Source organism: Prevotella sp. HCN-7019 (assembly GCF_037890215.1).
Taxonomy (GTDB): Bacteria; Bacteroidota; Bacteroidia; order Bacteroidales; family Bacteroidaceae; genus Prevotella.
In genome coordinates this window covers 21,256-40,265 of record NZ_JBBKBO010000012.1, presented here as the reverse complement: position 1 = coordinate 40,265, position 19,010 = coordinate 21,256, and the positions used below count along the sequence as shown (strand labels likewise).

Here is a 19,010-nt window from a genome sequence, read left to right as displayed (position 1 = left end):
GACATAAGATGAAAAAACTTTTGATAATTGCCGTATTGGCCATGACAGCCATGACAGCCGGGGCACAGAAGTTTGCCTTGCTCGATATGGAATACATATTGAATAACATTCCGGCTTACGAACGTGCCAACGAACAGTTGAACCAGGTTTCCAAGAAGTGGCAGGCTGAGGTTGACGCCATCAGCAACGAAGCGGCCACCATGTATAAGAACTATCAGAACGAAGTAGTGTTCCTCTCACAGGAGCAGAAGAAGGAACGTCAGGAGGCTATAATGAATAAGGAGAAGGAGGCCGGCGAACTGAAGCGCAAGTATTTCGGTCCGGAGGGCGAGCTCTTCAAGAAACGTGAGAGCCTCATGACTCCGATACAGGACGAAATATACAACGCAGTGAAGGAGATATCCGAACTGCGCGGTTATTCGCTTGTGCTCGACCGCGCCAGCGATACGGGCATCATCTTCGGCTCGCCTAAGATAGACATCAGCAACGAAGTGCTCGAAAAGCTGGGTTACTCCAACTGATGCGCCTCGAGCCTTGAAGCACTTAGCTGCACAAAAGAAATCAAATAAATAACACAATAAACAAAAGAAAGAAAATGAAAAAGCTTATTTTAATGTTGATCATGTTTGCCCCGCTGGCAGCATTCGCACAGACACCTAAGTTCGGTCATCTCAACACACAGGAGATCATGGCTTCAATGCCGGAACTCATCAAGGTGCGCGGTGAGCTCGAAGCAACGGCCAAACAGTATGAGAACGACCTTAAGGCCATGCAGGACGAACTCCAGCGTAAGGCTGCCGAGTACGAGAAGAACAAGTCAACCATGAACGAGACAAAGCAGAAGGAAACAGAAACTGAGCTCATGGGTCTGCAGCAGAAAATACAGCAGGCTTATCAGGACAACTCAGAAGCTTTCCAGAAGGCACAGCAGGAGAAGATGCAGCCTATCACAACCAAGCTGCTCGATGCAATCAAAGCTGTAGGCAAGGCCGGAGGTTATGTTTACATCATGGACCTTTCAGCCGGAATACCTTATGTAAGCGACACTCTCAGCAAGGACGTGACCGCAGAGGTGAAGGCCGAGCTTAACAAGACGAAGTAAGCAATACATATTTAAAAAACAACCCGACTGTGCCATCATTGTCATGGCACAGTTTTTATCTTTTCTGAATATTATGAAAAAGCTGTTCTTTCTGTTAGTTTTTTTTGCCACGGCCACCATGGCCGGAGCACAGTCACTGAGGTATGGCTATTTCAGTCTTGACTCCATCTTCACGGCAATGCCGGAATATGCAGTCGCCCAGAAAAACCTTTCCGATCTGCGTGCGAAGTACGATGAGGAGATGAAACGTGCCGAGAGCGAATTCAACGCCAAGTATGAGGAGTTTCTCGAGACACAGCGTGATTTGATACCTTCCATTCTGTACAAACGTCAGACTGAGCTTCAGGAAATAATGGAAAAGAACGTTGCTTTCAAAAAAGAGGCCGCCCGGTTGCTCGAGGAGGCCCGTAAGGACGCTTATGCACCGCTGCGTGCCAGAATATTCGAGGCTGTGCGACGCATAGGCGGTGAACGTGGCTTCGCCTTTGTACTCAATACCGACGGCGACGCTTGTCCTTATGTAGATCCCGCCTGTGGCGAGAACATCAACCCTTTACTCCGAACAGCCCTTAACATACAATGATGAAACAATCCGACAGTATGTTTCCTTCAGCCCCGGGCCCCATCGGAGTGTTCGATTCCGGATACGGAGGGCTCACCGTACTTCATGGTATCCGCCAGCTGCTGCCGGCCTACGACTACATGTATCTTGGCGACAACGCCCGCGCGCCTTACGGTTCGCGCTCGTTCGAGGTGGTCTATCAGTTCACCCGTCAGGCCGTGCTGAAGCTTTTCTCCATGGGATGCCATCTTGTGATTCTCGGTTGTAACACCGCTTCTGCCAAGGCTCTGCGTACTATACAGCAGCGCGATCTGCCTGCGCTCGACCCTCAGCGACGCGTGCTCGGCATCATCCGTCCCACGGCAGAGAATATCGGTAGTCTCACGCGCAGCCGCCATGTAGGCATTCTCGCCACCGAAGGCACCATCAAGAGCGAGAGCTATGCGCTCGAGATAGGTAAGCTCTTCCCCGATGTTGTTGTGTCGGGCGTGGCCTGTCCGTTGTGGGCTGCCATCGTGGAGGCCAACGAGGCAGACAGTCCAGGAGCCGACTATTTCGTGAAGAAACGCATCGACCAGCTCATGCGCAAGGATCCGCTCATCGACACCATCGTGCTCGGCTGCACCCACTATCCGCTCCTTATGAACAGCATTGTGAAGAACGCTCCCGACGGAGTGCGCATAGTGCCTCAGGGACACTACGTGGCCGAAAGCCTTCAGAACTATCTTGAGCGCCACAAGGACATGGAAGCCTGCATAACACAGGGCGGTACATGCCGCTACTTCACCACCGAGAGCGAGGAGAAGTTCAGGGAGAGTGCGCAGATATTCCTTCACGAGAAGGTGAGCGTTAGCCATATCGACCTCGACTGACGCCCTTGTTACGTCGGTCCATCATTACGCCATGCGTCCCGCGCGAAGCGTCCGCACGTCTTCGGCGGATTATCACACATAATGTAATACTTTATTTATAGCGATATGAAAAATATCGGAAAGCGCCGTCTTCTGTACTATCTTATGGTGTTCCTGCTCATTCTTGCAGCCAACAGCATAGTGCGTCGCCTTTCTCCATACGACGAGTGGAAAGACGGAAATCTGCTTGTCAACGCCGTTGGCTCGCTTGTTCTCACCCTGCTGTTTGCAGCCGCCGACAGCATCATACGCCATCTGCGGAACCGCCGCTGACCGTCAGTTTTTCTTCCCCCTTTTATTCTCCAGCCTGTCATGACGCGCCGCACGGCTGCCGCAGACACAGCTGCCGCATCGCAACAGGCAATATAAAAACACACTGCAATATGAAAGATATGAAGTGGGACGTGCTCCACAGCGAGTACATTTTCCGCAGGCCGTGGCTCACAGCACGCCGCGACAAAGTGAGACTGCCCGACGGCAGAGTGAACGACGAGTATTATGTGCTCGAATATCCCGACTGGGTCAACATCATAGCCATCACCGACGACGACCGGTTTGTGCTCGTACGTCAGTACCGTCACGGGCTCGGCCGCACGTCGTTCGAACTGTGTGCCGGAGTGTGCGAGCAAGGTGAGAGCCCCGAAGAGTCGGCACGCCGCGAACTGCTTGAGGAAACCGGATATGCCGGAGGCAAATGGCACGAACTGATGCAGCTCACGGCCAATGCCTCGACACAGAACAACATCACCCACTGTTTCGTGGCCCGGGGCGTCAGTAAGGTGGATACGCAGCATCTCGACGCTACGGAAGACGTCGAGGTGTATTGTTTCGAGCGCAGCCAAATCTACGACATGCTCTGCCGTGGCGAGTTCCTGCAGGCCACCATGCTTGCTCCGCTGTGGCGTTTCTTCGCGCTCGACGGTCGCTGACCCTCCGTCGCCGGAAAGCCTGTTTCGGCCTCATTCCTGCATATTTATGCAAATGCGGAAGTAAAATATTTTGACAAAAATTTTTTTGAAAATAGAAAACCGGCACGCGCCGAAAAGCCCTTTATCGGCTTCGCCCGTTCAATCGGCGAGGTCGTTTTTCATATCCGGATCTGTCGGTCGCCGGCTGTCGTTTTGCGGAAGAGCCTTTTTCAGGGTGCGAAATGGTCTGTATCATGGTGCGTTTAAGTTCATATCATCACCTGAAAAAGGCTCTTTCGCAGCATGATGAAAAGCTTGTCGGATTGTCGTATTGAGTAAACTGCTGTAACACAATGTGTTGTGCAACCCTCTCAAAATTCGCGAATTTGCGGCCGGACGCGCAGTTGCTCGCAAATATTCGATTCTCGTGAAGTTGGCGCTGTATAAATATTCATTTCCGCCTCCGAGTTTTGCATAAATATACATCTGCGTTTTCCTCCTTGCGCTGCGCCTTCGTGCCCATGCCGTGGTGAGTCCGTGGCAATCCAAAGCGTTGTTTTCTGTGTCGTGTCCGCGCCTTCATTTTGTTTCTTTTAAATATTTGCGTCACTGTATTTTCAAAAAAAATGTGTAAGTTTGCAATTGAACATAATCAAACATAGAGACAATGGCAAAAGTATATGAGTTTCTGGCCGACGGTTTCGAGGAAGTCGAAGGTCTGGGTCCGGTCGATGTTCTGCGTCGCGGAGGAGTTGAAGTGAAGACAGTGAGCGTTACCGGTTCGGAGATGGTGAGCACCTCGCACGGTGTCACTGTGAAGGCCGATCTTCTTTTCGAAGATGCAGATTTTTCTGACGCCGACCTGCTTATGATGCCCGGCGGACTGCCCGGCTCTGCCACACTCGACATGCACGAGGGTCTGCACCGCGTGCTTGCCGCACACAACGAGGCCGGAAAGCTCATCGGAGCCATCTGTGCCGCACCTATGGTTCTCGGCCGTATGGGACTGCTCAAGGGCCGTCGCGCCACATGTTATCCAGGTTTCGACAAGTATCTTGAAGGCGCCGAGTACACCTCGGAACTTGTTACCGTCGACGGCAACTTCGTGACCGGCAAGGGTCCGGCCGCAACGCTGCCCTACGCATACAAGCTGCTTGAGTTCATGGCCGGTGAGGAAAAGGCACGTGAGGTGGCCGAAGGCATGGGCTTCTTCTGGCGTTAAGCCGTTTACAGATATTCCGGGCGGTGAGGCACATGTGGTCTTGCAGCCCGGTGTTTTTTATTATATTACAGGTCAACGACAAACAACCGACAACGATGGATTACGTCATAATAGTTGCAGGCGGCAAGGGCCTGCGCATGGGCAGCGACGTGCCCAAACAGTTTCTGCCCGTGGGTGGAGTACCCGTTCTGATGCGCACCATTAGCCGTTTTGCGGAGGCCTTGCCCGGAGCAGACATCATTCTTGTGCTGCCCGAGAGCCAGCACGACTACTGGCACAGCCTCTGCCGTGAGCATTCTTTCGCCGTCAGCCACACCGTGGTGAGCGGGGGCGACACGCGCTTTGCCTCGTCGCGCAACGGTCTTATGGCCGTTCCGGCCGGTGCAGAGGGCCTTGTGGGCATACACGACGGTGTGCGTCCGTTTGTATCGGCAGATGTCATACGCCGCTGTTATGACGCCGCGCGCACTCACGGTGCGGCCATCCCCGTGATGCCTGTCACCGACACACTGCGCCTTGTCCGGCCCGACGGCAGCGGACACAATGTGCTGCGCAGCGACTATCGCGTGGTGCAGACACCCCAGGTGTTCGACATATCTCTCGCACGCCGTGCCTTCGACTGTCCATACAGCGAGTCGTTCACAGACGATGCGTCGGTGGTGGAGGCCGCCGGCCACCGTGTTGTCATGGTGGAGGGCAACCGCGAGAACATCAAGCTCACCACACCGTTCGACCTTCAGATAGCCGAATCATTATTAAACGCCCGCCAGTGAGCGAAGTTTTAGATCAGGACATAAAGTATCTGCCCGGTGTCGGCCCCCGACGGAGGGACATCCTGGGCAAGGATCTCAACATCACCACGTGGGGACAACTGCTCGAATATTATCCCTACAAATACATCGACCGCAGCCGTGTTTACAGCATCCGCGAGCTGACGGGCGACATGCCGTTCGTGCAGATAAAGGGCCGCATACTCAGTTTTGAGGAGTTCGCCACCGGTATCAGGCAGAAACGCATCGTCGCCCACTTCAGCGACGGCACGGGTGTTGTGGATCTCGTGTGGTTTCGCGGCGGACAGTATGTATATCAGCAATACAAGGTTGGCGAGGAATACATCGTCTTCGGGCGTCCCTCCATCTTCGGAGGACGTTTCCAGTTTGCCCATCCCGACATAGACAAGGCGTCGGAACTGAACCTCTCGCAGATGGGCCTCCAGCCATATTATACTACCACCGAGCGCATGAAGAAGAACGGCATAAACTCCCATGCGCTCGAGAAGATAATCAAGACTTTGCTCACACGTCTGTCGCAGCCGCTGCGGGAGACGCTTCCTCCGTTCATCACGGGACCGTTGCATCTTGTGTCGCGCGACGCGGCCATGCGTGCCATACACTATCCGCACAGCGTGGACGAAATGCAACGTGCGCGCCAACGGCTCAAGTTTGAGGAACTGTTCTACGTCCAGCTCAACATTGTGCGCTACGTGAGCGACCGTCGCCGCCACTATCGGGGCTATGTTCTCAAACGCGCCGGCGACCTGTTGCACACGTTCTTTCATGAGCGTCTGCCCTTTCCGCTCACCGGAGCGCAGAAGCGTGTGATGCATGAGATACACGACGACATGCGTTCCGGCGAGCAGATGAACCGTCTGCTGCAGGGTGATGTTGGTTCCGGTAAGACGCTCGTGGCGCTCATGACCATGCTCATAGCTGTGGGCAACGGTTTTCAGGCCTGCATCATGGCACCAACGGAGATACTTGCCGAACAGCATTTCGAAACCATACGACAGTTTCTGGGTGACATGGACGTCTGTGTGGAACTGCTCACCGGCACTGTCAAAGGGCGTCGCAGGCGCGAGGTTCTCGAAGGACTGGTGGCCGGCAAGGTGAACATCCTCGTTGGCACTCACGCCGTGGTAGAGGATACCGTGCGCTTCTCGCGTCTCGGACTTGCCGTCATCGACGAGCAGCACCGCTTCGGAGTAGCCCAGCGTGCACGCCTCTGGCGCAAGAGCGACAATCCTCCTCACATCCTCGTGATGACCGCCACGCCCATCCCGCGCACTCTTGCCATGACCATTTATGGCGATCTCGACGTGAGCGTAATCGACGAGTTGCCGCCCGGACGCAAGCCTGTGTGCACCATACACAAGTATGACAACCAGACCGTGAGCCTTTACGACGGCATCCGCAAGCAGATAAAGGCCGGACGACAGGTCTATTTTGTCTTCCCCGTGATAAGCGAGAGCGAGAAGAGCGACCTCAAGAACCTCGAGGACGGATACACCGCTCTGTGTGAGATATTCCCCGAATGCCGGCTCAGCAAGGTTCACGGACGCATGAAACCGGCCGAGAAGGACGAGGAGATGCGACGTTTTGTGAGCGGTGAGACTCAGATTCTTGTAGCCACGACCGTTATTGAGGTGGGTGTCAATGTGCCCAATGCGTCGGTCATGGTCATACTCGACGCACAGCGTTTCGGTCTTTCCCAGCTACATCAGCTGCGCGGAAGGGTGGGGCGTGGAGCCGATCAGAGCTACTGCATACTTGTCACCGGCTATAAACTTTCGACCGAAACACGCAAGCGCATCGACATTATGTGTCAGACAAACGATGGTTTCCGCATAGCCGAGGCCGACCTCAAACTGCGCGGACCTGGCGATCTTGAAGGCACGCAGCAGAGTGGTGTGGCTTTCGATCTGAAGATTGCGGACATAGCCCGCGACGGTCAGCTCGTGCAGTTGGCGCGCGACGAGGCGCAGAAGATTATCGAAGCCGATCCGAAATGCGAGCGTCCGGAGTTCAGTATGTTGTGGCAGCGGCTGGCACAACTGCGCGACAACAGTGTCAACTGGGGCGCCATAAGTTGACACCGCATCCTTTGTGCGGTGCTGTGTGTACCGGCCGGCGGGTCGTGCGTACGCAAGCAACAGCAGTGCCAATAAATGTCTGATTTATAGTTTGTTTGCTAAAAAATAGATAAAATCTGTTAAACCACAACTAATTCTGAAAAAAAACCTGTACCTTTGTGATGTTTTTAAATTTTGTGTAATATTTCTTGTCCATTATATACCTTTTGAGGGAATAAGTCGTTTATTCCATATTAATATTGGACACCTAAAAAAATAAGATTTTGAAAAGATTTGTTAAAAAATTATTTATAGGCGCATTGTTTGCATTTTCGGCAACACAGGTCGTGGGACAGGACCTTCTGGCCAGACAGGCTCCCATCGACAGGAAAATGAAAACGGTGGACACAATCATGTTGAAGAATATCACTGCCAGAGAGGAAATGGAGTCTCCGGCAGCCAGACTCTACGACGACTGGGACAATACTTATGCTCACCGTGCAACCGAAATGCCCGACCGCTACCGCATCGACCTTCGTCATTTCTGCATGCCTACGCCGAGCCGCGTAGTGACAAGCAACTTCGGATGGCGCTGGGGAAGAGAACACAAAGGACTTGACATAAAAGTTTATATCGGCGACACCATCCGTGCGGCATTCAGTGGTAAGGTGCGCATCGTGAGATATGAGCGCGGTGGTTATGGCAATTATGTCGTGATACGCCACAACAACGGACTGGAGACAACCTATGCACACATGTCCAAGAACCTCGTTGAGGAAAATCAGGTGGTACGTGCCGGCGAGGCGATAGGTCTAGGAGGAAACACCGGCCGAAGCACAGGTTCGCATCTGCACTTCGAGACACGTCTTTGCGGAGTGGCGCTCAATCCGGCGCTGATGTTCGACTTCCGCGAGCAGGATGTCACCGGTGACTATTATGTTTACAACAAGGATACTTATGAAGAGGAATCGCGCGAAGCAACACGTCTTCGCGGTAAGATAGGCAACGGAAGCTATACACCGGATCTGGTGAAAGGCATCGACAGCAGCGAAGCTGATTCGGAGTTCGGAGGCAAGGTGCTTTATCATAAGGTGGCATCGGGAGAGACACTCGAGAGCATCGCTAAGAAGTATGGTGTCACGGTGGATGAGATATGCAAGCTCAACCGCATACGCAAGACAATGCGTATCCGTGCCGGACAGATCCTCAGATATTCTTGATGAGCAACTGCATTATTCGGGAGAAATATTAAGAACTGATATAATATGGGAATGTGTGTCAGCAATGGCACATTCCCTTTTTTGTATGTCCCGGTGTCATGTTTGCCCGTGGACATGTTGTATTAACGCTTGTCGCGTCCTGCCTTCTTTTGCAGACCGGCTGCATTTGCTTTTATTATGGTATGAGGAAACTTATTGTTATTATTTTCATTATGAGTGTGGTGCCGGCGTGTGCGCAGGATAAAAGCTATCGTGGCGACGGCATTGACGATTATCTTCGTTGGGTACCCCTTGTCTCAACATACGCGCTGAAGGTATCAGGTGTGGAGGGTGCGAGTTCCTGGAAACGCCTTGTGGTGAACACGGCAGCATCCTGCGCGATAACCGTTGGCGTTACGTGGGGACTTAAGGCTGCGATAAAAGACCGTCGGCCCGATGGTACCGGATACGATGCCTTCCCTTCAGGACATACTTCGTTTGCCTTTGCCGGTGCCACCATACTGCACAAGGAGTATGGCAAAGTGTCGCCGTGGATAAGCGTCGCCGGCTACAGTGTCGCCGCGGTGACGGCTGTCGACCGTGTGCGCCGCCATCGCCATGAGTGGGATGACGTGCTGGCGGGAGCAGCCATAGGCATTCTTGCCACAGAAGCCGGCTATCGTCTGGGCGATCTCATAACGGGTGAGCACAGCCGCTATTCGGTGGGTGTGGGGCCGGAGGGTGTGATGGTGTGTATCAGTCTGTAACGTATTTTTGTGCATTCTCCGCCCGGAATGAATGCATAAACTTGCTTTAAAATGTGCGTATTTTCGATTTTTTTGTGTAAGTTTGCGTAAACTAATATGCTATGTCAGGGTCCAGTCCTGACAGCCGCGGCCAATGGCTGACGGTGTGTGACAGTATGTGAATAACGTTAACAAGACAATCGAAAACCGTATGAAACTGAAATTTAATATCGAATACAACACCGTCTCGGGTGAGGAATTGATGCTGAATGTCTTCGTTGGTGTGGATTGCAGCGATTGTAAACCGCGTGTTTACCGCATGTCAACGGCAGACGGCAGGCATTGGAGTTGTGCTCTCGAGAACTTCCATTCGGAAAGTCATCCCGTAATAACCTATTATTATAGTGTCAGTAGCGGCGGACGTATGGTGCGCCGTGAATGGATGCTTTATATGCACCGCCTTGAGTTTTCGGTGCTTAAAGCGTCTTCCTACGAAGTCAACGACATGTGGATGGACATGCCGTCGGCCTCATGGCTTTATTCGTCCGCCTTTTCCGGTTGCGTCAACCGTGCTCAATTACAGATGATTCCGCCTACGTCGTACACCTCGGTGGTGCGCCTTCTTGTGCATGCACCGCAGTTGCGGGAGGGCGAACATCTGGTTGTCACCGGCAATCATGATGCTCTCGGTATGTGGAATGTGGCCGAAGGTGTGCCTATGATAGAACACAGCGTCAACGAATGGATGGTAGATCTCGATGCCGCATTGTTCTCGGAGAATGCCTTGGAGTTCAAGTTTGTGGCTGTGAATGATACCGACAAAGGCATATTTTTTTGGGAAAAGGGCAACAACAGAGTGTTCCGCACGTGTCTGAGCCGTCCCGGTGAGGTGAGGGCATACAGTCTGCGAAATGCCGATTTCGACATAGCTCCGCGGCGTCTTGCCGGTACGCTCGTGCCTGTATTCTCCCTTCGTTCGGAGAAAAGCTTTGGAGTGGGCGACTTCGGAGACCTGAGAAAGATGGTGGACTGGGTGGCACGGACTGGTCAGAGAGTTTTGCAGATTCTGCCGGTCAATGACACTACTACTACACATACATGGAAAGATTCTTATCCTTACAGCTGCATAAGCGTCTTTGCGCTTCATCCGCAGTATGCCGATCTGTCGCGGTTGTCGCCTGTTTCCGACAAGAAGGTCAGACTGCAATACGAGGCCTTGCGTGAGGAACTCAATGCTTTGCCGGCCATCGACTACGAGCGTGTGGGCAAGGCGAAGCTCGAATATCTGCGAATACTTTATAAACAGGAGGGCAGGAAAGTACTTTCCACCGATGCGTTTGCCGCGTTCTTCAGTGACAACAATTACTGGCTCGTGCCCTATGCACGCTATTGCAGCCTGCGCGACAGTTACGGTACGGCCGAGTTCCAGCTCTGGCCGGAGCACAACCGTTGGGATGAAAGCGAACGTAAAGCACTTTCCGATCCGAAGAACAAGATGTTCCAGGATGTCGCGTTCTATTATTACGTACAGTTCATCTTGTACACGCAGTTGCGCGATGTGCACGATTATGCCGTCTTGCAGGGCGTGATTCTCAAAGGCGACATACCTATCGGAGTGAACCGTAACGGTTGCGACGTATGGCAGGAACCTGAATATTTCAACCTCGACGGACAGGCGGGAGCACCGCCAGACGCCTTCTCGGACAACGGACAGAACTGGGAATTCCCTACGTACAACTGGCAGCGGATGCTTGAAGACGGCTGCCTCTGGTGGATACGGCGTCTCCGTCACATGTCTGTATTCTTCGATGCGTACCGCATAGACCACGTTCTCGGTTTCTTCCGTATATGGGAGATTCCGGTGGAAGCGGTGGATGCACGCATCGGTCATTTCTCCCCGTCGCTCGGACTGACGCGTGAGGAGATAGAGGCATACGGCCTGCACTTCCGTGAGCAGCTCTTTGTTGAGCCGTTCATCACTGAGAATGTCGTTAAGGAAGTGTTCGGAAAACAGTCAGGAAAGGTGGCCGACACTTATCTGGATCATTCCCACAGCGACGTCTATCGTCTGAAACCGGAATACGCTACGCAGCGTCTCATATACGCGGCGTTTGAAAACTGTACGTCAGCCGAAGATCTCGCGGTGCGCGACGGACTCTGTTCGCTTGTGAGTGGAGTGCTTTTTGTGCGCGACCACAGGGAACCGTTGAAGTTCCATCCGCGCATTTCCGCACAGTTCGATTATGCCTATAAAGCGCTTGGAGAGGCCGACCGAAAGGCTTTCAACCGTCTTTATGACGATTATTTTTATCGCCGCAACAATCAGTTCTGGTATCGTGAGGCAATGAAGAAACTGCCTGTCATCACACAGGCCACTAACATGCTGGCGTGTGCCGAAGACCTCGGCATGGTGCCGGAATGTGTTGCATGGGTGATGGATGAGCTTCGCATACTCAGTCTGGAGCTGCAGACAATGCCGAAACAATGGGGCGAACGCTTCGCAAATCTCGACAGATTCCCTTACCGTTCGGTGTGCACCATCTCCACGCACGACACTGCCACGATGCGTCAGTGGTGGGATGAAGACCGCGAACGCGCCAAATATTATTACAACGTGATGCTTGGCATGCAGGGCGAGGCACCTCATCCCATGCCGGGATGGCTGGCACGGGAAATCATCGGACGTCATATGGCGTGTCCGTCTATGATATGTGTCATTGCCATACAGGACTGGATGGCTGTTGACGAACGCCTGCGCCGTCCGGATGCCGACGCCGAGCGCGTGAATGTTCCGGCCAACTCGCATCATTACTGGCGCTATCGCATGCACGTGAACATAGAAGATCTGCTCACCGACATCAGCTTCTGCAAGAACGTGAAGGATATGGTGGTGCAGGGCGGACGCGGATGACGTGAGGCGGAACAGACGCAGCAGATGCCTGACTGGTGATACACTGCCAAACGAAATGTCCGCGAGAAGGGGAGAAAAATAGATATGCAATCAAACGAAATGAATATGATAAGAAGAGTATTGTTATTATTCTGCATTGTTGCGACAGCGTTTTCACTGCCGGCCGATGCCTCGCGGCCTTATTCACCGAAGTCGAAAAAGGTGAAGACGGCGATGAAGTCGGCCATGAACACCATAACCGTCGATGCTGCGAGAGCCCACATCGGTTTCCTCGCTTCCGACTGTATGATGGGGCGTAAGGCCGGAGAGAACAGTTCGCGCATTGCCGCCGCATACATCGAATCTATGCTTCGGCAGTACGGCATACGCCCTCTAAACGCCGAATACAGGCAGCCTTTTGATCTGACACTGAAATTCACGTGGAAGAAAGACAGTGTCAATCTGGATATGGCGAACGTTCTTGGCATGATACCCGGACGAAAATCGGACGAATATGTGGTCATAGGAGCACACTTCGATCACCTCGGCATCGGCACGCCTGTTGACGGTGACTCCATATACAACGGCGCCGACGACAACGCTTCGGGCGTAAGCGCGGTGTTGCAGATAGCCCGCGCATTTGCAGAAAGCGGCATACAGCCGGAGCGCAACGTGATTTTCGCTTTCTGGGACGGTGAGGAACTCGGACTGCACGGTTCGAAACACTTCGTCCGTACGTGTCCTTTCCTCGACAAAATAAAGGGTTATCTCAATTTCGACATGATAGGACGAAACAACAAACCGGAGAATCCGCAGCACGTGGTTTACTTCTTCACCGAAGCCCACCCGGCTTTCGGAGAATGGCTGAAGCGCGACATCGCCGAATACGGCTTGCGACTCGACCCTGACTACAGACCGTGGGACAAACCTGTGGGAGGCAGCGACAACGCCTCGTTCGCCAAGAAAGACATACCGATTATATGGTATCACACCGACGGCCACCCCGACTATCACAAACCGGGCGACGAGGCTCTGCGCATCAACTACGACAAGGTGATGAACATAACGCGCGCTGCATTCCTCAATCTTTGGAATCTTGCAAATGTAGAGAACTATTGACAGGCGGTACATACGGCACATGCCGTATGCATGCCACATAAAAAACGCACGCTGCAGGAGTATTTCCTGTAGCGTGCGTTTTTGTTTATTACGTTATGATAGACGTTTTTTCCGTGTATGATTTAAGTCTGATGATTTGCCGTTGTTTGCCGGCTTTCCTCCACGCATTGTGTATAGCCTGTTGCGGAACGGTCTTTTCGGGCTTGCGGAATGGGCCGTTTTGAGTCCTGAAACGGGCCGTTTTAGGGCCTGAAATGGGCTTTATCAGAGGCTGATATTGGCTTTATTGAAGCGCGATATGCACTTTATTGTAAATAGTCGGCGCCGCTATTATATTTCACACCAGACTTATGCGTAGTGTCCTGTCGGCTCAATAGAGCAGCATCAGGCCCGCGAAGGCCGCCCAGCCAATCATCTTTATGGGGTTAATCTTCATCACCTTTGTGCCTACATATGTTGCTACGAACAGCCAGACACTTATCCAGAACTGCCACGGATTCTCCTCTACAGACGAGAAGTTCTCCTTAGTCATGAGCAACAGAGCGGCAGCTCCGAGCAGTCCTACCACTGCCGGACGGAGTCCGCTGAACACATCCTGCACCGGCTGGGTGTGCATATACTTCAGAAAAAGCTTGCATATAAGTATCATAAGGATGAGCGACGGCAGCACGAGTGCGAACGTTGCGGTGGCGCTTCCCAGCATGGCCATGCCCTCATTGAATCCGGCGTTGTGCACGGCGGTGTATCCGCAGTAGGTGGCCGAGTTTATTCCGATAGGTCCGGGAGTCATCTGACTGATGGCGACAATGTTTGTAAATTCTGCCGAAGTGAGCCATTGGTGTCTCACCACCGTCTCGGTCTGTATGAGCGAGAGCATTCCGTAACCGCCTCCGAAGCCGAAAAGACCTATCTGAAAGAATGTTATGAACAGTTGTAAGAATATCATTCCGTTGGTTTTAACAGTTTTCCGTAAAGATAGCCGCCAAGTCCTGCAGCAATGATTATGAATATCGGGTTTACTCCAATCTGCCAGATGAGCAGTGCGCTGACTATTGGAATCCAGCAGTTTGTTATCGTTATGTTCGCGCTTTTGGCCAGGCTGAACGTAGGAGCGGCAATGAGTGCCACCACAGCCGGTCTGATGCCGCGGAATATTGCTTCCACCGTGGCATTGTCCTCAAAGCGCTTGAAGAACATGGCTATGAGCAGTATGATGATGAACGAGGGCAGAGCAGTGCCGAGACTTGTGCACAGTGCGCCTCTCAGCTTGCGCAGCTTGTATCCTATGAATATGCTCACGTTGATGGCAAACACACCCGGACAGCTCTGCGCTATGGCTATGAGGTCGAGAAACTCTTCCTTCTTTATCCATTTGTGTTTGTCTACCACCTCTGCCTCAATGATAGGAATCATGGCGTATCCGCCTCCCAGCGTGAACGCACCTATCTTGAAGAATGTCTTGAATGACTGTATATAAATGTTCGACATGTATTGAAATGTGATTCTGTGTCGTCTTTACCGTTATGCGTGAAGGTGTCTGCGGCGTGACTGCCGGTTCTCTGTTGCCGTGTGTCCGCCTTCCTTCCGTATTCAGGGCAAGAAACAGGAACGCGGCCGCCCTTTATGTTGCGGGCGACGTCTGCACGTTCCTGTTTCCTTATAAGAGTGTTCAATTATCAGTGTTTCTCAATCCACTTGCGTGCGTTGACGAACGCTTCGATCCACGGTGTCACCTCGTCGTTGCGACGGTCGGCCGGATACCATGCGTTCTGCCATGGGAATATGGCACGCTCCAGGTGAGGCATCATTGCCACGTGGCGTCCGTCTGCCGAGCAGATACCGGCCACGTTGTAGTCGGAACCGTTCGGGTTTGCAGGATAGCCGCTGTAGTTGTACTTGGCCACGATGTTGTATTTGTCCTCCGATTCAGGCAGAGAGAACTTGCCTTCTCCGTGAGCCACCCAGATGCCGAGCTTGCTTCCGGCGAGCGAACCGAACATAACGCTGTTGTTCTGCGGTATGTCCAGTCCGAGGAATGCGCTCTCAAACTTGTGAGAGTTGTTGTGGAGCATGCGTGCGCGGCTTGTGTGTTCTGGATTGATGAGGTTGAGCTCAACCATTAGCTGGCAACCGTTGCAGATGCCGAGCGACAGAGTGTCCTCACGTGCATAGAACTTGTCGAGCGCCTCCTTGGCCTTCGGGTTGAAGAGGAATGCTCCTGCCCATCCCTTGGCAGAGCCGAGAACGTCGGAGTTGGAGAATCCTCCGCAGAACACGATCATGTTGATATCCTCGAGTGTTTCGCGTCCGCTGATGAGGTCGGTCATCATCACGTCCTTCACGTCGAAGCCGGCCAGATAGAGCGAGTAAGCCATTTCGCGCTCGCCGTTGGTTCCCTTCTCGCGTATGATGGCAGCCTTGATGCCTGAGCGCTCGCGGCGGTCGGCAGAGATGCCGTAGCTTTCGAGAGTACCCTTGAAGCTGTCGTTGAACTTGATTTCCAGCGGCTGGTTCTTGTAGTTCTCATGACGCTGTTCTGCGCAACCGTTGAAGCTCTGCTTGCGGTCGAGCAGGTAAGAAGTGTTGTACCATACCTCGCGCAGCGCGTCGATGTCGAATGTATGTTCGAAGTCGCCCTTCTTTATGACGATGGTGCGCTCCTTCGGTGTAGGATAACCTATCTTTGCGTAGCCTATGCCCTCGTCTTCCATGAACTTGGCGAACTCTTCCTTGTTCTTGTCTGACACCTGAACGATTACGCCCGGGTTCTCAGATAGCAGCAGTTTCACGATGTCGTCGTCCTGAATGTCGTGCAGGTTGATGTGCATACCGCCCTCGGTGTTGGCGAAACACATTTCGAGCAGAGTGGTGATGAGACCACCGGCGCTGATGTCGTGGCCTGCCATTATCCAGCCTTTGGCTATCATCTGCTGCACTGCCTCGAAGCAGTCGGCGAAGTATTCGGGGTTCTTCACAGTCGGAACGTCGTCGCCCACCTTGCCCAGACTCTGTGCGAAGGCACTTCCTCCGAGTCTCTGTTTGTCGAAGGAGAAGTCGATGTGATAGAATGAAGAGTTCTTGTCGTTCACTGCAACAGGCGAAACCACTTTGCGTATGTCGCTCACCTCGCCACCGGCACTCACGATGACTGTTCCCGGAGAGATGATCTTCTCGCCGCCTGGATACTGCTGTGTCATGGACAGAGAGTCTTTACCGGTCGGTACGTTCACCTGAAGTGCGATACAGAAGTCGCTCAATGCTCTCACGGCGCTGTAGAGACGTGCGTCCTCACCCTTCTGTGAGCGGCACGGCCACATCCAGTTGGCAGAGAGCGAGAGGCTCTTCAGTCCGTCGCTCAGCGGCGCCCATACGATGTTGGTCAGCGCTTCTGCCACAGAGAGCACGCTGCCTGCCTCAGGCGAAGCGAGTCCTGCCTGCGGAGCATGACCCAGAGCTGTGGCAATACCTTTGCGTCCGCGGTAGTCCAGAGCCACCACTCCGCAGTCGCTCAACGGCAGCTGCAGGCGTCCCTGACACTGCTGGCGGGCTATCTTACCGGTCACGGAGCGGTCCACCTTGTTTGTGAGCCAGTCTTTACAAGCCACTGCTTCGAACTGCAATACGTTGCTTACGTACTCGTCGAGTTTCTCAGGCTGCTTTGTCACGTCGCAGTAGTCGGCGTCTGTATAGTGACGTTCCACAGTCTCGTCCTTCATTATGGTCTTGGGCGAGTGGCCGAACATCTGTGCCACGTCGAGGTCGAACGGACGTACACCGTCGCCCTGTACGAACGAGAAGTGTGCGTCGCCGGTTGTCTCGCCTACAACGTACAGCGGGGCGCGTTCGCGCTCGGCAATCTTGCGTACATGCTCGATGTGCTTCTCGTCGATGAGCAGTCCCATGCGCTCCTGGCTCTCGTTGGCTATTATCTCTTTGGCCGAAAGTGTCTTGTCGCCTATCGGCAGCTTAGTCATGTCAATCTCTCCACCGCATTCCTCTACGAGCTCAGACAGACAGTTGAGGTGTCCTGCCGAACCGTGGTCGTGTATGCTGACAACCGGATTGGTGTCTTCCTCGCACAGAGCACGCACCAGATTGTATGCACGTTTCTGCATTTCGGGGTTGGCACGCTGCACGGCGTTCAGCTCGATGCCGTTCGAATAGCGGCCGGTATCTACAGAAGAAACCGAGCCACCGCCCAGACCGATGCGGTAGTTGTCGCCACCTACGACTACAACCTTGTTGCCTTTCTGCGGCTCTTTCTTCAGACAGTCGCGGCGTGTGCCGTAGCCCACACCACCGGCGAGCATTATAACCTTGTCGTAGGCATACTTCTCTTCGCCCTCCTTATGCTCGAAGGTGAGCACCGAACCGCAGATGAGCGGCTGGCCGAACTTGTTACCGAAGTCGCTCGCACCGTTGGATGCCTTTATCAAGATCTGTTCCGGAGTCTGATACAGCCACTTGCGCACCGGCAGAATCTTTTCCCACTCATGTGCCATGCTGCCGTCGGCGTTGCTCTCAGAGCGCGGATATGAAGTCATGTAAACAGCAGTTCCTGCGATAGGCCACGAACCTGTGCCGCCTCCCATACGGTCGCGAATCTCACCGCCCGTACCTGTTGCCGCACCGTTGAACGGCTCTACTGTTGTCGGGAAGTTGTGGGTCTCGGCCTTGAGCGATATCACGCTTTCGATGTCCTTCACGCGGAAGTAGTCGGATGTAGACTGATCCTCCGGCGCAAACTGCTCCACAACCGGTCCTTCGGCAAATGCCACGTTGTCCTTGTAGGCCGAAAGAATCTTGTTGGGATTCTCCTGTGTCGTTTTCTTTATCATGGCGAAGAGGCTCGACTCCATCTCCTTGCCGTCGATGATGAATGTTCCTCCGAATATCTTGTGGCGGCAGTGCTCCGAGTTTATCTGCGCGAATCCGAATATCTCAGAGTCGGTCAGAGGTCTGTTGAGCTGTGCCTCGATCTTGTGCAGATACTCTATCTCCTCGGGTGAGAGGGCCAGTCCCTCCTGCTCGTTGTATTCCTCAAGATTCTCCACGTGCTTTATTGGTTCCGGCTCGTGGTTCACGGTGAACACGTTCTGGTCGAGTCCTTTGTACATACGCTGCAGCATCGGGTCGTGCTCGGCGTCCTCGTTCTCAACCGGGAAGAACTCTTCTATACGAGAAATGCCGTGAAGATTCATGTTCTGTGTGATCTCTACGGCATTCGTACTCCAAGGAGTGATCATCTCGCGGCGCGGGCCCACGAAGCAACCGTCCACCGTTTCGCCCTCGATGAGCGCAGCGTCACCATAGAGCCAACTAAGTTCGTTGATTTCGTCTTTACTGAGCTGATGGTCCACGTCTGTGGCAATCACGCTCTGCTGGGAAGTCTTGAAAAAGAGAATCATGATTTATAATGTTTTGTTTCGTTGTGTTCAATGTTGTTGTGCTGTGCTGCCGCTTCTCTTGTTGCACGGATGGTGCAGACGAGTGCAAAGGAAAC

General features: G+C 53.3%; 16 protein-coding genes. 13 read left to right on the top strand and 3 right to left on the bottom strand.

The genetic code is table 11. The features are described from left to right. Positions 1-8 precede the first annotated feature (8 nt). The 13 genes from WKT13_RS12240 (at position 9) to WKT13_RS12180 (ending at position 13,507) form a co-directional block, all read left to right on the top strand. Complete coding sequence (locus tag WKT13_RS12240) at positions 9-521, top strand: OmpH family outer membrane protein (protein ID WP_298620446.1); 513 nt, start codon at positions 9-11, stop codon at positions 519-521. 74 nt (positions 522-595) lie between these two features. Continuing rightward, entirely contained in the window at positions 596-1,102 is a 507-nt protein-coding gene (locus WKT13_RS12235; RefSeq protein WP_298620447.1) for an OmpH family outer membrane protein, read from the top strand. 73 nt (positions 1,103-1,175) lie between these two features. Then, positions 1,176-1,685: an OmpH family outer membrane protein gene (locus tag WKT13_RS12230; RefSeq protein WP_340324087.1), complete on the top strand. Its 510-nt coding sequence runs from the start codon at positions 1,176-1,178 to the stop codon at positions 1,683-1,685. Next, positions 1,685-2,536, top strand: a complete 852-nt coding sequence (gene murI, locus WKT13_RS12225) for a glutamate racemase (protein WP_340324086.1) — start codon at positions 1,685-1,687, stop codon at positions 2,534-2,536. Before WKT13_RS12230 ends, murI begins: the two co-directional genes overlap by 1 nt. Before the next feature lie 105 nt (positions 2,537-2,641). After that, entirely contained in the window at positions 2,642-2,848 is a 207-nt protein-coding gene (locus WKT13_RS12220) for a hypothetical protein (protein ID WP_298620453.1), read from the top strand. Positions 2,849-2,958: 110 nt separating this feature from the next. Then, a complete protein-coding gene (locus WKT13_RS12215; RefSeq protein WP_340324085.1) occupies positions 2,959-3,504 on the top strand; it encodes an NUDIX hydrolase in 546 nt (181 codons plus the stop codon). 646 nt (positions 3,505-4,150) lie between these two features. Beyond that, positions 4,151-4,705, top strand: coding sequence for a DJ-1 family glyoxalase III (locus WKT13_RS12210; RefSeq protein ID WP_298620455.1), 555 nt, complete (start codon positions 4,151-4,153; stop codon positions 4,703-4,705). 95 nt (positions 4,706-4,800) lie between these two features. Continuing rightward, entirely contained in the window at positions 4,801-5,478 is a 678-nt protein-coding gene (locus tag WKT13_RS12205; protein ID WP_340324084.1) for a 2-C-methyl-D-erythritol 4-phosphate cytidylyltransferase, read from the top strand. Continuing rightward, complete coding sequence (gene recG, locus WKT13_RS12200; RefSeq protein WP_340324083.1) at positions 5,475-7,574, top strand: ATP-dependent DNA helicase RecG; 2,100 nt, start codon at positions 5,475-5,477, stop codon at positions 7,572-7,574. The genes WKT13_RS12205 and recG overlap by 4 nt, the downstream gene beginning before the upstream one ends. A 263-nt stretch (positions 7,575-7,837) precedes the next feature. Next, a complete protein-coding gene (locus WKT13_RS12195; RefSeq protein ID WP_445323607.1) occupies positions 7,838-8,773 on the top strand; it encodes a peptidoglycan DD-metalloendopeptidase family protein in 936 nt (311 codons plus the stop codon). Between the two features lie 182 nt (positions 8,774-8,955). After that, positions 8,956-9,519, top strand: a complete 564-nt coding sequence (locus tag WKT13_RS12190) for a phosphatase PAP2 family protein (RefSeq protein WP_340324082.1) — start codon at positions 8,956-8,958, stop codon at positions 9,517-9,519. Positions 9,520-9,709: 190 nt separating this feature from the next. Beyond that, positions 9,710-12,409, top strand: a complete 2,700-nt coding sequence (locus WKT13_RS12185; RefSeq protein WP_340324081.1) for a 4-alpha-glucanotransferase — start codon at positions 9,710-9,712, stop codon at positions 12,407-12,409. 105 nt (positions 12,410-12,514) lie between these two features. After that, the gene (locus tag WKT13_RS12180; RefSeq protein WP_340324080.1) at positions 12,515-13,507 is read left to right on the top strand and encodes a M20/M25/M40 family metallo-hydrolase; all 993 of its coding nucleotides are present in this window, start codon (positions 12,515-12,517) and stop codon (positions 13,505-13,507) included. A 370-nt stretch (positions 13,508-13,877) separates the two neighbouring features. On the opposite strand, the gene WKT13_RS12175 is transcribed toward WKT13_RS12180, so the two are convergent. The 3 genes from WKT13_RS12175 to purL form a co-directional block, all read right to left on the bottom strand. Next, positions 13,878-14,453, bottom strand: a complete 576-nt coding sequence (locus tag WKT13_RS12175; RefSeq protein ID WP_340324079.1) for a chromate transporter — start codon at positions 14,451-14,453, stop codon at positions 13,878-13,880. Continuing rightward, positions 14,450-14,995 (bottom strand): chromate transporter, encoded by a 546-nt coding sequence (locus WKT13_RS12170; RefSeq protein WP_298620468.1) that lies wholly within the window; start codon positions 14,993-14,995, stop codon positions 14,450-14,452. Before WKT13_RS12170 ends, WKT13_RS12175 begins: the two co-directional genes overlap by 4 nt. A 188-nt stretch (positions 14,996-15,183) precedes the next feature. After that, positions 15,184-18,915 (bottom strand): phosphoribosylformylglycinamidine synthase, encoded by a 3,732-nt coding sequence (gene purL / locus WKT13_RS12165; RefSeq protein ID WP_340324078.1) that lies wholly within the window; start codon positions 18,913-18,915, stop codon positions 15,184-15,186. Positions 18,916-19,010: the final 95 nt, after the last annotated feature.

Coding starts and splice junctions, on each gene's coding strand:
- WKT13_RS12240 (WP_298620446.1), top strand. CDS start 9: ATGAAAAAACTTTTGATAATTGCCGTATTGGCCATGACAGCCATGACA.
- WKT13_RS12170 (WP_298620468.1), bottom strand. CDS start 14,995: ATGTCGAACATTTATATACAGTCATTCAAGACATTCTTCAAGATAGGT.
- murI (WP_340324086.1), top strand. CDS start 1,685: ATGAAACAATCCGACAGTATGTTTCCTTCAGCCCCGGGCCCCATCGGA.
- WKT13_RS12215 (WP_340324085.1), top strand. CDS start 2,959: ATGAAAGATATGAAGTGGGACGTGCTCCACAGCGAGTACATTTTCCGC.
- WKT13_RS12185 (WP_340324081.1), top strand. CDS start 9,710: ATGAAACTGAAATTTAATATCGAATACAACACCGTCTCGGGTGAGGAA.
- WKT13_RS12180 (WP_340324080.1), top strand. CDS start 12,515: ATGATAAGAAGAGTATTGTTATTATTCTGCATTGTTGCGACAGCGTTT.
- WKT13_RS12210 (WP_298620455.1), top strand. CDS start 4,151: ATGGCAAAAGTATATGAGTTTCTGGCCGACGGTTTCGAGGAAGTCGAA.
- WKT13_RS12175 (WP_340324079.1), bottom strand. CDS start 14,453: ATGATATTCTTACAACTGTTCATAACATTCTTTCAGATAGGTCTTTTC.
- WKT13_RS12190 (WP_340324082.1), top strand. CDS start 8,956: ATGAGGAAACTTATTGTTATTATTTTCATTATGAGTGTGGTGCCGGCG.
- WKT13_RS12235 (WP_298620447.1), top strand. CDS start 596: ATGAAAAAGCTTATTTTAATGTTGATCATGTTTGCCCCGCTGGCAGCA.
- purL (WP_340324078.1), bottom strand. CDS start 18,915: ATGATTCTCTTTTTCAAGACTTCCCAGCAGAGCGTGATTGCCACAGAC.
- WKT13_RS12205 (WP_340324084.1), top strand. CDS start 4,801: ATGGATTACGTCATAATAGTTGCAGGCGGCAAGGGCCTGCGCATGGGC.
- WKT13_RS12230 (WP_340324087.1), top strand. CDS start 1,176: ATGAAAAAGCTGTTCTTTCTGTTAGTTTTTTTTGCCACGGCCACCATG.
- WKT13_RS12220 (WP_298620453.1), top strand. CDS start 2,642: ATGAAAAATATCGGAAAGCGCCGTCTTCTGTACTATCTTATGGTGTTC.